The sequence below is a fragment of the Vibrio sp. CUB2 genome (genome assembly GCF_001557945.1).
Classification (GTDB): Bacteria; Pseudomonadota; Gammaproteobacteria; order Enterobacterales; family Vibrionaceae; genus Vibrio; species Vibrio owensii.
In genome coordinates, this window is sequence record NZ_LNRB01000019.1 from 84591 (window position 1) to 100021 (window position 15431).

General features: G+C 45.6%; 7 protein-coding genes, 1 tRNA gene, 1 rRNA gene and 1 riboswitch. Of the genes, 5 read left to right on the forward strand and 4 right to left on the reverse strand.

Annotated elements, in window-relative coordinates; genetic code table 11:
- Positions 1–101: 101 nt before the first annotated feature.
- From galU to ATB78_RS23515, 3 genes are all read left to right on the forward strand, one after another.
- Positions 102–974: a UTP--glucose-1-phosphate uridylyltransferase GalU gene (gene galU, locus ATB78_RS23505; RefSeq protein ID WP_061010771.1), complete on the forward strand. Its 873-nt coding sequence runs from the start codon at positions 102–104 to the stop codon at positions 972–974.
- A gap of 138 nt (positions 975–1112) precedes the next feature.
- The gene (gene uvrA, locus ATB78_RS23510) at positions 1113–3935 is read left to right on the forward strand and encodes an excinuclease ABC subunit UvrA (RefSeq protein WP_061010773.1); all 2823 of its coding nucleotides are present in this window, start codon (positions 1113–1115) and stop codon (positions 3933–3935) included.
- Positions 3936–4002: 67 nt separating this feature from the next.
- On the forward strand, positions 4003–5787 hold the full coding sequence (locus ATB78_RS23515) for a PglL family O-oligosaccharyltransferase (RefSeq protein ID WP_061010775.1): 1785 nt from the start codon (positions 4003–4005) through the stop codon (positions 5785–5787).
- A gap of 56 nt (positions 5788–5843) precedes the next feature.
- On the opposite strand, the gene ATB78_RS23520 is transcribed toward ATB78_RS23515, so the two are convergent.
- Positions 5844–6965, reverse strand: a complete 1122-nt coding sequence (locus ATB78_RS23520) for an alanine--glyoxylate aminotransferase family protein (RefSeq protein ID WP_061010776.1) — start codon at positions 6963–6965, stop codon at positions 5844–5846.
- A 223-nt stretch (positions 6966–7188) separates the two neighbouring features.
- Positions 7189–7367, forward strand: a riboswitch (Lysine riboswitch).
- Positions 7368–7490: 123 nt separating this feature from the next.
- Between ATB78_RS23520 and lysC the strand changes: the two genes are divergently transcribed.
- Positions 7491–8843: a lysine-sensitive aspartokinase 3 gene (gene lysC / locus ATB78_RS23525; RefSeq protein ID WP_038896949.1), complete on the forward strand. Its 1353-nt coding sequence runs from the start codon at positions 7491–7493 to the stop codon at positions 8841–8843.
- Between the two features lie 67 nt (positions 8844–8910).
- On the opposite strand, the gene metH is transcribed toward lysC, so the two are convergent.
- Positions 8911–12591: a methionine synthase gene (metH, locus tag ATB78_RS23530; protein ID WP_061010778.1), complete on the reverse strand. Its 3681-nt coding sequence runs from the start codon at positions 12589–12591 to the stop codon at positions 8911–8913.
- A 189-nt stretch (positions 12592–12780) separates the two neighbouring features.
- On the opposite strand from metH, the gene ATB78_RS23535 reads away from it, so the two are divergent.
- Positions 12781–14106 (forward strand): sodium:proton antiporter, encoded by a 1326-nt coding sequence (locus ATB78_RS23535; protein WP_009707674.1) that lies wholly within the window; start codon positions 12781–12783, stop codon positions 14104–14106.
- 895 nt (positions 14107–15001) lie between these two features.
- Here ATB78_RS23535 and ATB78_RS23540 read toward each other — a convergent pair.
- Positions 15002–15078: transfer RNA gene (locus ATB78_RS23540), tRNA-Asp, on the reverse strand.
- A gap of 69 nt (positions 15079–15147) precedes the next feature.
- Positions 15148–15264: ribosomal RNA gene (rrf, locus tag ATB78_RS23545) — 5S ribosomal RNA — on the reverse strand.
- Between the last annotated feature and the right edge of the window lie 167 nt (positions 15265–15431).

A 15431-nucleotide genomic window follows, 5' to 3' on the forward strand; every position in this document is an offset into this window, starting at 1 on the left:
TTCTCAGATTTTTTCCTACTTAATTCATGATTCATATGCATCTCTCGTGTTAAAGTGATGCCCAGATTCTTGATTAAAAAATGAGAAAGGATATTCCCCCGATGATTAAAAAATGTCTGTTCCCTGCAGCGGGCTATGGTACGCGCTTCCTCCCTGCGACCAAGTCGATGCCTAAAGAGATGATGCCTGTAGTGAACAAGCCACTGATTGAATACGGTGTAGAAGAGGCGATCCAAGCTGGCATGAACGGCATGTGTATCGTGACTGGCCGTGGTAAGCACTCAATCATGGACCACTTCGATAAAAACTACGAATTGGAGCACCAAATCAGCGGTACAAACAAAGAAGAACTGTTGGTTGATATCCGTGAAATCATTGACTCTGCAAACTTCACCTACATCCGCCAACGCGAAATGAAAGGTCTAGGTCACGCAATCCTAACTGGTCGTGAACTTGTAGGTGACGAACCATTTGCTGTTGTACTGGCTGATGACCTTTGTGTGAATGAACAAGAAGGCGTACTGGCTCAAATGGTAGCGCTCTTCAAACAGTTCCGCTGTTCAATCGTTGCTGTTCAAGAAGTTCCAGAAGAAGAAACTCACAAATATGGCGTAATCTCTGGTGAGATGATCAAAGATGACATCTACCGTGTAGACGACATGGTCGAGAAACCAGAACGAGGCACTGCGCCAAGCAACCTAGCGATCATTGGTCGTTACATCCTGACTCCAGATATTTTCGAGCTGATCGAAAACACAGAACCAGGTAAAGGCGGCGAAATCCAAATCACTGACGCACTGCTTAAACAAGCAAAAGCGGGCTGTGTATTGGCATACAAATTCAAAGGTCAGCGTTTCGACTGTGGTAGCGTAGAAGGCTACATCGAAGCAACAAACTACTGCTTCGAAAACCTGTACCTAAAAGACGAAAAGAAGTCTGAGCTAGGCAAACACGCAACTAAGAAAGAAGCGTAACCAACTCAAACTGATTGATGAGAAAGCCCAGCTTAATGCTGGGCTTTTTGTTTACTGTTTTTTTGTCCAGTATTTTCTTTGCACATTTCTCACACTATGTAATACTTGCGTCACTTGGTTATACATAGAGCAAAAACGATGGATAAAATAGAAGTTCGTGGTGCCCGCACCCATAACCTCAAAGACATCAACCTCACTATCCCCCGCGATAAACTGATTGTCATTACTGGTTTGAGTGGTTCTGGTAAATCCTCTCTCGCATTCGATACTTTGTACGCTGAAGGTCAAAGACGTTACGTAGAATCGCTATCAGCTTACGCACGTCAGTTTTTGTCTCTAATGGAAAAACCAGATGTTGACCACATCGAAGGTTTATCTCCTGCGATCTCGATTGAGCAGAAATCAACATCACACAACCCGCGCTCTACCGTTGGTACTATTACTGAGGTGTACGACTACCTACGTCTGCTTTATGCACGCGTTGGTGAGCCTCGCTGTCCTACGCACCATACACCTCTTGCGGCGCAGACTGTCAGCCAGATGGTCGATAAAGTATTAGAGTTACCAGAAGGCAGCAAAATGATGCTGCTTGCTCCTATCGTGAAAGAGCGTAAAGGTGAGCACGTTAAAACGCTAGAGAACCTAGCTGCTCAAGGTTTCATCCGCGCACGTATCGATGGTGAAACTTGTGACCTTTCTGATCCACCGCCGCTAGAGCTACACAAGAAACACACTATTGAAGTCGTTGTGGACCGCTTTAAAGTTCGCCCAGATTTGCAGCAACGTTTAGCTGAATCGTTCGAAACCACGCTAGAGCTTTCTGGTGGTATTGCGGTTGTTGCACCAATGGATGGCGACGGTGAAGAAGTGATTTTCTCAGCCAACTTTGCTTGTCCTATTTGTGGCTACAGCATGCAGGAACTAGAACCTCGTTTGTTCTCGTTCAACAACCCTGCTGGCGCGTGTGGCACTTGTGATGGTTTGGGCGTACAGCAATATTTCGATCCAAGCCGAGTCATTCAAGATGAAACGCTGAGTTTGGCACAAGGTGCGATTCGCGGTTGGGATCAAAAGAACTATTACTACTTCCAGATGCTAACAGCGCTGGCGGATCATTACGGCTTCGATCTTCACGCACCGTTTAATTCTCTACCAAAGAAAACCAAAGACATCATTCTCAAAGGATCGGGGCGTACTGAAGTTGAATTTAAGTACATTAACGATCGTGGTGACATTCGCGTTAAGCGCCATCCTTTTGAAGGGATCCTGAATACACTTGAACGCCGTTACCGCGATACCGAATCTAACTCGGTACGTGAAGAGCTTGCGAAATACATCTCTACTAAGTCCTGCTCAAGCTGTGGCGGTACACGTCTACGTCTAGAAGCACGTAACGTCTTTATTGCTGATACGACGCTACCGGAGATTGTTGAACTCAGCATTGCCGACGCATTGGAATTCTTCCACTCCTTGCAGCTAGAAGGTCAACGCGCCCAGATCGCTGAAAAAGTGATGAAGGAAATCAACGACCGCCTGCAGTTCTTAGTTAACGTAGGCTTGAACTACCTCAACTTATCACGCAGCGCGGAAACCTTATCAGGCGGTGAAGCTCAACGTATTCGCCTAGCGAGCCAAATTGGTGCCGGTTTAGTAGGTGTTATGTACGTACTGGATGAGCCATCGATTGGCCTCCACCAGCGTGATAACGAACGCCTATTGAAAACCCTGACCCACCTAAGAGATTTGGGTAACACAGTGTTAGTAGTTGAGCACGATGAAGATGCGATTCGTTGTGCTGATCACGTGATCGATATCGGTCCAGGTGCAGGTGTACACGGTGGTAACGTGGTCGCTGAAGGTACGATGGACGAGATCATCGCAAATCCAAACTCACTGACTGGTCAGTACCTCAGTGGCGCGAAAGAGATTGCGGTACCAAAAGAGCGTACACCACGCGATCCAAAGAAAACCGTTGAGCTACTTGGCGCGACAGGTAACAACTTAAAGAATGTTGACCTTTCCGTTCCTGTTGGCTTGTTCAGTTGTATTACCGGCGTATCTGGCTCAGGTAAATCAACGCTGATTAACGATACCTTCTTTAAGATTGCTCATACCCAGTTGAATGGCGCAACAACGGCCCACCCTTCACCATATAAAGCAATCAAAGGGTTAGAGCACTTCGATAAAGTGATCGACATTGACCAAAGCCCTATCGGTCGTACACCACGTTCAAACCCAGCCACTTACACTGGAATCTTTACTCCGATTCGTGAACTGTTTGCGGGCACGCAAGAGTCGCGATCTCGTGGTTACAAACCGGGGCGCTTTAGCTTTAACGTACGCGGTGGTCGCTGTGAAGCCTGTCAGGGTGATGGCGTAATCAAAGTAGAAATGCACTTCCTACCTGACGTCTACGTTCCTTGTGATGTATGTAAAGGTAAACGCTACAACCGCGAAACACTTGAAGTACGTTACAAAGGCAAGACCATTGATGAAGTACTGGAAATGACGGTAGAAGATGCACGTACTTTCTTCGATCCAGTACCTGCGATTGCTCGTAAGCTGCAAACTCTGATGGATGTAGGTTTGTCTTACATTCGCTTAGGTCAAGCAGCAACTACGCTGTCAGGTGGTGAAGCTCAGCGTGTGAAACTGGCTAGAGAGCTGTCTAAGCGTGATACAGGAAAAACCTTATACATTTTGGATGAACCGACAACCGGTCTACACTTCCACGATATCCAGCAATTATTAACCGTACTGCACCGTCTGCGCGACCACGGGAATACTGTTGTTGTCATTGAGCACAACCTCGATGTGATTAAGACAGCAGACTGGATTATCGACTTAGGTCCCGAAGGCGGACAAGGCGGCGGTGAAATCATCGCACAAGGAACGCCTGAAGATGTGTCTCAGATCGAAGGTTCGCACACAGCTCGCTTCCTTAAGCCTATGTTGAAGTAGAAAAAACAGGTAAAGTACAAAGACCAGCCATTGCTGGTCTTTTTTCATTCAAAACAACACAATAACTATGGCTACTATACACGTCAGTGGAACTAAGCTTTCTCCAGGTAAAGTGCAAGTTCCTCTTAACCGCAAGTTTCTCATCGCGTTAGCAGCACTCTTTCTGCTGGCGATGCACTTCTTCATGCCTAATCCGGGTGGCTCTGGACTAGCACTATCTTTTAATGCGACCACGTGGATTGCGTTCAGCTTTGCACTTGGTATTGGCTGCTACCAACTTGCGACCAATCGTGTATTACGCTACTCCAAATTAACAATTGGTCTGTTGATCAGCTGTATCATCATGACGCTGCCTATCTTCTACCCCAATGCGGATAGTGCGCTTGCGGCAAATAAGCTGATTGGTCTGTGGTGCGGCATGTTGTTCTTCATCGTGCTGCAGCAATTCCATTTCAGTAACAAGCATCGTCAACGGTTATTGTGGTTTATTGTGCTTGCCGTCGTTATCGAAGCGATTTTCGGTTTAACGCAATATCTTTACCTTAAACCAGGAAACGTATTTGGATATGACACAATCGCTAACCGCCCTTATGGCATCTTCCAACAACCTAATGTCATGGCGAGCTTCCTTGCAACTGGTTTAGTTATCGCAAGTTACCTGCTTGTCCGTCAACCTTATAAATACTCGCGTAAACTTAGCGATATCTATCTGCTTTATGCTGTGCCAGTACTGACTCTACCGTTGATTGTCGCCTTGGCATCTCGAACGGGATGGCTTGCTTCTATCATCGCAATTTTATTAGTTATTCCGTATATGTACCGCTTCGCCACCAAAGCAAGGTTCGTACGTTGGGCACTCGTAATGGCAACAGGTTTAGCTTTATCTATTGTGATCATGCAGATAGCCTTTCCCGATGGAAGCGGATTAGCCAGTGAAAAAGTGAACATGGAATCACCACGTGCCTATACCTTCCCTCAAACCTTAGATATGGTGATTGAGAAGCCATTCACTGGTTATGGTTACGGCAAGTTTGAGTCAGAATACATGCTATATACGGCACGTCAGCATGCACTTAATGAAAGCTATCCTGCGGGCTTGCCATCGATGGATCACCCACACAATGAGTTGTTGTACTGGGCGGTAGAAGGCGGACTTTTGCCAATTCTGGGGATCTTTTTGGCAATCGCGCTAGTGCTATATCGCATCTACCAAGCTAAACGCGGTACTCGATTAGCACTGTTGGCTCTGTTTATTCCAATCGTGCTGCACTCACAATTAGAATACCCCTTCTATCATTCATTGGTGCATTGGCTGATCTTTGTGATTCTGCTGTATTGGGTCGACCAACGTGTTTCTCGTTACCGCCAAGCACCGTTTAGCAAAGTAACCAAAAGTTTATTGCGAGTATGTAGCCTAGTCATTCCAGCAGTGTTTACTTTCTATATGGTTAGCGCATTGCACACTAACTATGTCTTAACCAAGTTTGAAACTACGCGCCCAACCAACCCGGATATCTTGAATCAAGTGACGAACCCTGTGGTTTGGAAAGATCGTTTCGACTGGGATGTATACAGTACTTTCTTAAACATCGGTTTATACAAGCAAGATCCAACTTTGATTCAGCCTTACATTGATTGGTCTTTGGAAATCATTAAAGACAAGCCACGCCCAGCGTTTTACAACAACTTGATACTGGCATATCAAGGGTTGGATGACACAAGCAAGGCAGAACAAATTCGTGCAGAGGCACAGTTCCTGTTCCCTAAAATTGATTTCAGTGGCGTCAACTATCAGCCACCTTCTCAAGCCATATCTGCTTCACCAACACCGACTTCAGGTGCTGAGCAATAAATACAAAAAAGCGAAGGAATAACCTTCGCTTTTCTTTAGCTCATTACCGAGTCGATTTATTCAGTCAGTGACTCTTCTAAAGCTCGCAAACACAAAGCTACATTTTCAGGTCGAGCACCATAGCCCATCAAACCAATTCGCCATGCTTTACCAGCCAGTGCACCAAGACCTGCACCAATCTCTAGATTGTAGGTTGCGAGTAAGTGATTACGCACTTTTGCTTCATCAATTCCTTCAGGGACATAAATCGCATTCAATTGCGGTAGTCGATACTCTTCTTCTACCACAAATTCAAAGCCTAGTTTTTGCAGACCGGCTTTGAGCTTCTCGTGCATTAACTGGTGACGCGCCCATGCATTTTCTAAACCTTCATTTTTAAGGATAAGTAGAGCTTCATGCAGAGCATACAAGCTGTTCACTGGCGCCGTGTGGTGATAGCTGCGTTTGCCTTCTCCACTCCAGTAACCTAATACTAAGCTTTGATCCAAGAACCAGCTTTGAACCGGTGTCGTTCTTGATTGAATCTTCTCAATAGCTGCCGGAGAAAGCGTCACAGGCGATAAACCTGGAACACACGAAAGACATTTTTGGCTGCCCGAATACACTGCATCTAACTGCCACTCGTCAACTTTAAGAGGTACACCACCAAGCGAGGTCACAGCATCAACAATCGATAACAGACCGTATTGCTTCGCGAGTAGACCCAGAGCTTGTGCATCACTTACCGCGCCTGTCGATGTTTCTGCATGAACAAAAGCAAGAATCTTCGCGTCAGGGTGCTGCTTTAATGCTTCTTCAACTTTATCGACAGATACAGGGGTTCCCCACTCATCATCGACGACAACCGCTTCACCACCAGCACGAACCACGTTTTCACGCATACGCTCACCGAAAACACCATTGCGGCAGACGATGACCTTGTCGCCCTTTTCTATCAGGTTAACGAAGCACGTTTCCATGCCCGCACTGCCCGGCGCAGAAACTGCGATGGTAAATTCATTTTCCGTTTGGAAAGCGTACTTAAGCAGTTGTTTGAGCTCATCCAACATGGCAATGAAAAGTGGGTCTAGGTGACCAACTGTTGGGCGGCTTAGTGCTTGCAAAACCTGAGGTGAAATATCAGATGGACCAGGTCCCATCAAAATACGGTGTGGGGGAATAAAGCTTTGGATCGGCATGTCAGCTCCTTGATTGCAGTCATTCATCCTGAGCGTTATAAAAGTTCTATTCAAAAGGTTGGCTCAGGTATCGAAGTTTTCACCCTAATAGATTTTTCCTCTATCGGCAATTAGCCCTAAGTATAGAGGTCAAACCACTGTCACAAATTCGTTAATAAAAACTTTCAATCTGGTTGAGATATTGGTTGACAATATGACAGCAAAACCGTTCAATGTTTAAGCTTTATGCAGAAGAGGAGCACTGCCCAGGCAGGTGATTTGTGGAGCCGCAATTCCAATACCAATCACTCAGGGGGAGTAGTGCCGAGGTAAGTCAAAGTTGCAGGATTTGACTTGTCGGTTGACTTGGGTTGAATCCCATCAACTGTCATCAGCGCCGTATGATGAAGAGCTTCTGAGGGTAAATTTTCAAATTACATTCTAACTACCTCTCTATTTGCTCTGTTCCTTTCCTCACCAAACATTGGATGTATTAGGCAACCTATTAATTGTTGTAATTTTTTCAGGAAGTCGTGGGAGAACGCAGTGAGCGCATTTAACGTAGCAAAATTCGGTGGAACCAGTGTTGCCAACTTTGAGGCAATGAGCCGTTGCTCCACTATTATAGAAAACAACCCAAATACTCGCCTTGTGGTTAGCAGCGCTTGCTCAGGTGTCACTAACCTATTGGTTGAACTGGCAAATGGTGTTCAAGACCAAGAACATCGTGCGGAAGTACTTCAGAAACTAGCAGGCATCCACGAATCGATTCTGTCGCAACTTGAGGACGCAACCGAAGCTGCGGCAGAGGTTTATTCGATTCTTGATACCGTCACAAGTTTGGCAGAGGCCGCTTCAATCCAAGCAAGCACCAAACTGACCGATCATTTAGTCGCTTGTGGTGAATTAATGTCGACTCATATCCTTGCTCAATTAATGCGAGAGCGTGGTGTGAATGCGATTCGTTTTGATATTCGCGATGTGCTAAAAACCGATGGAAACTTTGGTCGAGCTGAACCTAATGTCGAGACCATTGCACAACTAGCACAAGAAAAGTTAGTCCCACTTTGCCAAGAATACGTGGTTATCACCCAAGGTTTTATTGGTTCAGATGAAGAAGGTAATACCACTACGCTTGGCCGTGGCGGCAGTGACTACAGTGCAGCACTCATTGCAGAAGGCGTGAAAGCTGCAGGTCTAGAGATTTGGACCGACGTTCCGGGCATCTACACCACTGATCCACGTATCGCCTCAAAAGCAGCGCCAATCCCAGAGATCAGCTTTAGCGAAGCATCAGAGATGGCAAACTTTGGCGCAAAAATCCTGCACCCTTCAACATTGGTTCCAGCTCTTCGTCACGACATTCCGGTATTTGTTGGGTCATCTAAAGAGCCAGAAAAAGGCGGTACATGGATTCGCCACCAAGTAGAGAGCTCACCTTTATTCCGAGCACTTGCTCTGCGCTGCAACCAAACCATGGTGACATTACGCAGTGCTAACATGTTCCACGCGTACGGCTTCTTAGCGAAAGTATTTGAGATCCTAGCGAAGCACAAAATCTCAGTAGATCTGATAACTACATCTGAAATCAGTGTGTCACTCACTCTTGATCAAACAGACACGTCTGGCGGTGCTCCTCAGTTACCACAAGCCGCGCGTGAAGAGCTTGAAGAGCTGTGTAAAGTAGAAGTGGAACACGACCTATGTCTCGTCGCTCTGATTGGTAACAACATGAGTGAAAGCAAAGGCTATGCGAAGCAAGTATTTGGCACGTTAGAAGACTTCAACCTACGTATGATCTGTTACGGAGCAAGCCCACATAACCTGTGCTTCCTTGTTCACGAGTCCGTATCTCGCCAAGCGATTCAAAAACTGCATACCGAGTTGTTTGAACAATAAGACTGCTTTCATTCACTAATAAACAAGGGCTGCAAATTGCAGCCCTTTTAGTTTCAAGACGGTTTGGTTAACCGTTAATGTTGGGACCTAACCATTTTTCCGCTTCGATCCTATCCCAGCCTTTACGATCAGCATAGCTTTGCAGCTGATCTTCTTGGATCTGAGCGATCGCAAAGTAACGAGAATCAGGATGCGAGAAGTACCAACCCGATACAGATGCACCTGGGTACATCGCATAGCTCGATGTCAGTGACATGCCAATGTTTTCTCCAACATTCATCAGCTCCCAAAGCGGTCCTTTTTCAGTATGCTCTGGACATGCTGGATAGCCCGGAGCAGGTCGAATACCTTGGTATTTCTCACGAATCAGTTCTTCATTCGACAGAGCTTCATCCGCAGCGTAACCCCAAATCTCTTTACGCACACGCTCATGTAGATACTCAGCAAATGCCTCCGCCAGACGGTCCGCTACCGCTTGAATCATGATGGCATTGTAATCATCACCCTGTGCTTTGTATTCGTCAGCAAGTTCACGCTCACCGATACCACCAGTTACGGCAAAAGCACCAACCCAATCGCGCTTACCAGACTCTTTCGGTGCAACATAATCAGACAGACAGTAGTTGAAGCCTTTCGGTTTCTCCGTTTGCTGACGCAAATTGTGCAGCACTTTCGCCACTTCAGTTCGCGACTCGTCGGTGTAAACTTCAATATCATCACCCACGCTTGCAGCAGGGAACAGACCACACATACCGCGCGCTTTGAGTAAGCCTTCACGCTCAACACGATCCAATAACTCATTAGCGTCTTTGTACAGGCGCTGCGCCTCTTCACCCACTTCTTCATGGTCAAAGATTGTTGGGTATTTACCGACTAATGACCAAGTCATAAAGAAAGGTGTCCAGTCGATGTACTTACGCAAAGTAGACACTTCAAAGTCATCAAAGATATGGATGCCCGGCTTCACAGGAGCAGGAGGCGTATACTTATCCCAATCAATCGCAACTTTGTTCGCTCTTGCTTCTTCTAAAGTAACAGGCTTAGTGCGCGGCTTCTTACGGTTATGCTGATCACGCACGCGTTCATAGTCCACGTCCAGCTTCTCAACAAAGCCAGGACGAAGTTCGTCTGAAAGTAATGATGTACATACACCAACCGCACGAGAAGCGTTATTGACGTAAACCACTGGATGTTTGTAGTTCTGCTCAATCTTAACCGCCGTATGCGCTTTGGATGTTGTTGCACCACCAATCAGAAGTGGAAGATCGAAATCAAGACGTTCCATTTCTTTCGCGACATGCACCATTTCATCGAGAGACGGTGTGATCAAACCAGAAAGACCAATAATGTCGACGTTTTCTTCTTTGGCTACCTTGAGGATCTTCTCACATGGCACCATGACGCCAAGATCGATGATCTCGTAGTTGTTACATTGTAGAACCACGCCAACAATGTTCTTACCGATATCGTGCACGTCACCTTTTACCGTAGCCAACAAAATCTTACCGTTGGAAGAACCCGCTTGCTTCTCTTTATTGATAAAAGGCTCTAAGTGCGCTACGGCTTGCTTCATAACACGCGCAGATTTCACTACCTGAGGAAGGAACATCTTACCTTCACCAAATAAGTCACCCACCACGTTCATGCCGTCCATCAATGGACCTTCAATGACTTCAAGTGGCTTAGAGGCATTAAGGCGAGCTTCTTCGGTATCTTCGACAATGAACTCAGTAATACCTTTAACCAGCGCATGCTCTAGACGTTTTTCTACCGCCCAAGTACGCCACTCTAGTGCAGAAGCATCTTCTTCTTTGCCGACACCCTTTCCAGCGTATTCTGCGGCTATATCAAGTAGTCGCTCAGTCGAATCATCACGACGGTTAAGAACCACATCTTCTACCGCTTCACGCAGTTTGTCTGGAACGTTATCATAAATTTCCAACTGACCCGCGTTCACGATGCCCATGTCCATACCATTTTTAAAACAGTGGTATAGGAACACCGCATGAATCGCTTCACGAACGTAGTTATTCCCGCGGAATGAGAAGGAAACGTTAGACACACCACCAGAGATCATCGCGTGAGGTAAGTCGCGTTTGATGTCTGCAACCGCTTCGATGAAATCCACGGCGTAGTTGTTGTGCTCTTCGATACCCGTCGCAACTGCAAAGATGTTCGGGTCAAAAATGATATCTTCTGGTGGGAAACCGACTTCATCAACCAAGATACGGTAAGCGTTAGTACAGATTTCTAGCTTGCGTTCACGTGTTTCTGCCTGACCAACTTCGTCAAACGCCATAACGATAACTGCGGCACCGTATCGACGAATCAGTTTTGCTTGCTCAACAAACTTCTCTTTACCTTCTTTCAAAGAGATAGAGTTTACGATGCCCTTGCCCTGAATACACTTCAGACCCGCCTCGATCACCTCCCATTTAGAAGAGTCGACCATGATAGGCACTTTGGAGATCTCAGGCTCAGATGCGCATAGGTTGAGGAAGCGAACCATACACGCTTCTGCATCCAACATGCCTTCATCCATGTTGATGTCGATAATCTGAGCGCCGTTCTCAACTTGTTGTCGGGCGACCTCTAGCGCTTCATCATAGAGCTCTTCTTTGATCAAACGTTTAAATCGAGCAGAACCAGTAACGTTAGTACGCTCACCTACGTTAATAAACAGCGTCTCTTTTTCAATAGTAAGAGGCTCAAGACCGGATAAACGACAAGCAACCGTAAGCTCAGGCAAATCACGAGGTTTCACGCCGTCAACTGCCATTGCCATATGGCGAATATGCTCTGGCGTGGTACCACAACAACCACCAATTAGGTTGAGGAAACCACTCTCCGCCCACTCTTTAACGTGTTCCGCCATATCTTCTGGCGAAAGGTCATATTCACCAAATGCATTCGGTAGACCCGCATTTGGGTGAGTAGAAACAAAAGATTCCGAAATACGACAAAGCTCTTCTACGTACGGGCGCAGTTCATCAGGACCAAGCGCACAGTTCAAACCAAATGAAATAGGGTTAACATGACGAAGAGAGTTATAGAAGGCTTCCGTTGTTTGACCAGAAAGCGTACGTCCAGAAGCATCGGTAATGGTACCGGAGATCATAACTGGCAACTCGATGCCTAGTTCTTCGAAGACGCTATCAACCGCGAAGGCACAAGCTTTCGCGTTAAGTGTATCGAAGATAGTCTCGATCAGAATGAGGTCAGAGCCACCTTTGATCAGCGCTCGAGTTGATTCTGAATAAGCTTCAACAAGCTCATCGAAGCTGACGTTACGATAGCCCGGATCGTTTACATCAGGGGAGATAGAACAAGTACGGTTTGTTGGACCAAGCACACCCGCGACATAACGTGGGCGCTCTGGCGTTTTTGCCGTCCACTCATCAGCGGCTTCACGCGCAAGCTTTGCAGCGGCAAAGTTGATTTCCTCACTCAGGCTTTCCATCTCATAGTCAGCCATCGCAATCGTCGTCGCGTTAAAGGTGTTGGTTTCAAGAATATCAGCGCCTGCTTCTAAGTAAGCGCTGTGAATTTCCTTAATCAATTGAGGCTGAGTGAGCACCAACAAATCGTTGTTGCCTTTTAGATCACAATGCCAATCCGCAAAGCGCTCTCCTCGATAGTCTTGCTCTTCAAGTTTATATCCCTGAATCATGGTGCCCATACCACCATCGATCAGCAAGATACGTTGCTTTAATTGAGCTTCAATCTGTTGTCTTACATTACTTCCCACAGTACAGCCTCATTCCTTTAGTTATCTCTCCATCCTATCACACAAATTAAAGGAGTCTAGACGTCTAAAATGCGAATTACTGATTATTTTGTCTCCGTCGAGTTACAAAATAATCTCGAAAAAATGTTTGCTATTTAGTCAACATCGTCCGAGAATTCCATTCATAAAATGTTACAAATAGAGAGCTCTATGTCGGTCTATCATACTTTATGTTTTCTATCTGCAGCGGCAATGGTTATTGCCTTTGTAAACAGTAAGATAGGAAAGATGCAAACCACCATCGCAATCACTGCCGGTTCGATGATTCTTTCACTCCTCATTCTAATCGCAGGTCAAAATGATTGGTTTCATCTCACCGAGATAGCGACCGAAACGGTTACCAGCATTAACTTCGAGGATTTTCTTCTTAAAGGTATCCTCGGATTCCTACTTTTTGCCGGTGGTTTGGGTATCAAACTCCCTAACCTCAAAGATCAAAAATGGGAAATCACTGTACTCGCTTTAGGTGCAACACTCTTCTCAACCTTCTTTATCGGTTTTGTACTTTACGGCTTCTGCCAAGTTATCGGCATTCAATTTGACCTCGTCTACTGTCTGCTCTTCGGAGCGCTTATCTCCCCAACCGACCCGATTGCAGTACTCGCCATTGTTAAAAAGCTTAATGCACCAAAACGAATCTCTACACAGATCGAAGGTGAATCTCTGTTTAACGACGGCTTTGGTCTGGTAATTTTCGTAACACTATTCACCATCGCCTTCGGTACTGAAGCTCCTACCGTTGGTAGTGTGACACTTCTATTTGTCCAAGAAGCGATTGGTGGCATCGTTTATGGCTTCGTATTAGGTCTTATTTTCCACTACTTAATCAGCGCTACTGATGACCACTCAATGGAGCTATTGCTTACTATTGGTGTGCCAACCGCTGGTTACGCATTTGCTGAATACCTTCATGTTTCGGGTCCGCTTGCAATGGTGGTATCGGGCATCATGATCGGTAACTGGACACGCTTTATTGGCTTCTCTAAAGAGAGTGAAGATCATCTAGACCACTTTTGGGAATTGGTCGATGAGTTCTTAAATGGCGTGCTATTCCTTCTTATTGGTATGTCGATGCTGCTGTTCGAATTCCACAAAGAAGACTGGATCATGATGGCAATTTCAGTACCACTAGTGCTGGCTGCTCGCTATCTAAGCGTGTTCATTTCTTACATCGGATTTAAGCGCTATAGAAAGTATAATCCTTGGTCTATCAAGATCTTAACTTGGGGTGGCTTGCGCGGCGGTCTGGCTCTAGCTATGGCACTATCAATCCCATCGGGTATCTTGGTTATTCCAGAGAAATTGATTGATGTGAAAGAGATCATCATGGTGATGACCTACTCGGTGGTCGTATTCTCAATCCTGATTCAAGGCTCCACCATTACGCCAATGATCGAGAAAGCGAAACAAGCTGAGAAAGAAATGGAAGCAGAAGGCTCAGTTGAACCACAAGAAGCAAAAGCTTCTCAAGAGTAAGTACTTCTACAATTATCAAACTAGGCAGCTATTTGGCTGCCTTTTTTATGCCTAAAATCTAGGGTATCTAAAGCCAAAACAATAAACTAAAGCCTATTTCCCTCCCCCTTAGCTCTAGTAATTTCATGCAGCGCTTCTTAATCCATAATCATGAACACAGACCGATGTAACACTAAGAGGAGAGTCGACAGTAGCTTGCCAAATTGAAAAGAAGAAGTTCTCCCTCCCCCATACGATAAGAACAACTCCAAAGCTTAGCCGTTAATGAATGATGGAATATAGGGTCTTCTGATTAAGGCCTGCTTTACAGGAATAAGTGAAGACGAGACTAGCGAGAGCTATGGAGCTTATCGACTCAAACATCAAAATCATTACTAGATTAAGATAGGGCATTCTAAATGAGTTGATAAGTCCGAAACGTAGATTACATGCTAACTAAGCTTTATTAGAGAATTAACAAGCCCATAGATACGAAAAGTCCAAGGCGCTCTTTAACATCGTTATTTAGTGTTTTTCTGAGTAAGAAAAATTAAATCGGAAACGCTTGAAGGAGCACTCGACTAAGAGAACGTCTTTTGGGGATATGCTTCCTAAAAGGGAATGTCATTATACTCTAGAAAGAACAAAAGCCAGTCCAAAGGCTGGGTTTCTAAATAATCTAAATAAGTAGCAGAGCGACTGAACTTGCACTCAATTAATACTCACTACTCGTAGACCATAATAATATCGCAAATACGGAAAGACCCCAGCACTTCTGCTGGAGTCTGGAATAAATAGGAGAGTCGGCGGGGACGTCTAGTTCGGGGTTGTGGCTATGGGACTAGTTTCCTGAAAGGGAAAATTTCTTTGCTTTTAAACGACAAAACCCAGTCCGAAGACTGGGTTTTTAAATAAGTGGCGGAGCGGACGGGACTCGAACCCGCGACCCCCGGCGTGACAGGCCGGTATTCTAACCAACTGAACTACCGCTCCGCACTGGTTAGACATTTAAGTCTAAGTTTTTGTCTTCACTTTTTCATAAAAAGTGAAAATAAAATACAAGCCTGGCGATGTTCTACTCTCACATGGGGAAGCCCCACACTACCATCGACGCTAATTCGTTTCACTTCTGAGTTCGGAATGGAAGTCAGGTGGGTCCAAATCGCTATGGTCGCCAAGCAAATTCTTTAATTCGGAAAGCTGTTTTAAGTTCTATTTATACACATTCAATGTTCTTGCATTGAGTCCATCAAAACCCCTTGGGTGTTGTATGGTTAAGCCTCACGGGCAATTAGTACAGGTTAGCTCAACGCCTCACAACGCTTACACACCCTGCCTATCAACGT

Excerpts from the sequence above, each read along its gene's own strand:
- ATB78_RS23520 (WP_061010776.1), bottom strand. The coding sequence starts at position 6,965 with ATGCCGATCCAAAGCTTTATTCCCCCACACCGTATTTTGATGGGACCT.
- ATB78_RS23535 (WP_009707674.1), top strand. The coding sequence starts at position 12,781 with ATGTCGGTCTATCATACTTTATGTTTTCTATCTGCAGCGGCAATGGTT.
- uvrA (WP_061010773.1), top strand. The coding sequence starts at position 1,113 with ATGGATAAAATAGAAGTTCGTGGTGCCCGCACCCATAACCTCAAAGAC.
- galU (WP_061010771.1), top strand. The coding sequence starts at position 102 with ATGATTAAAAAATGTCTGTTCCCTGCAGCGGGCTATGGTACGCGCTTC.
- ATB78_RS23515 (WP_061010775.1), top strand. The coding sequence starts at position 4,003 with ATGGCTACTATACACGTCAGTGGAACTAAGCTTTCTCCAGGTAAAGTG.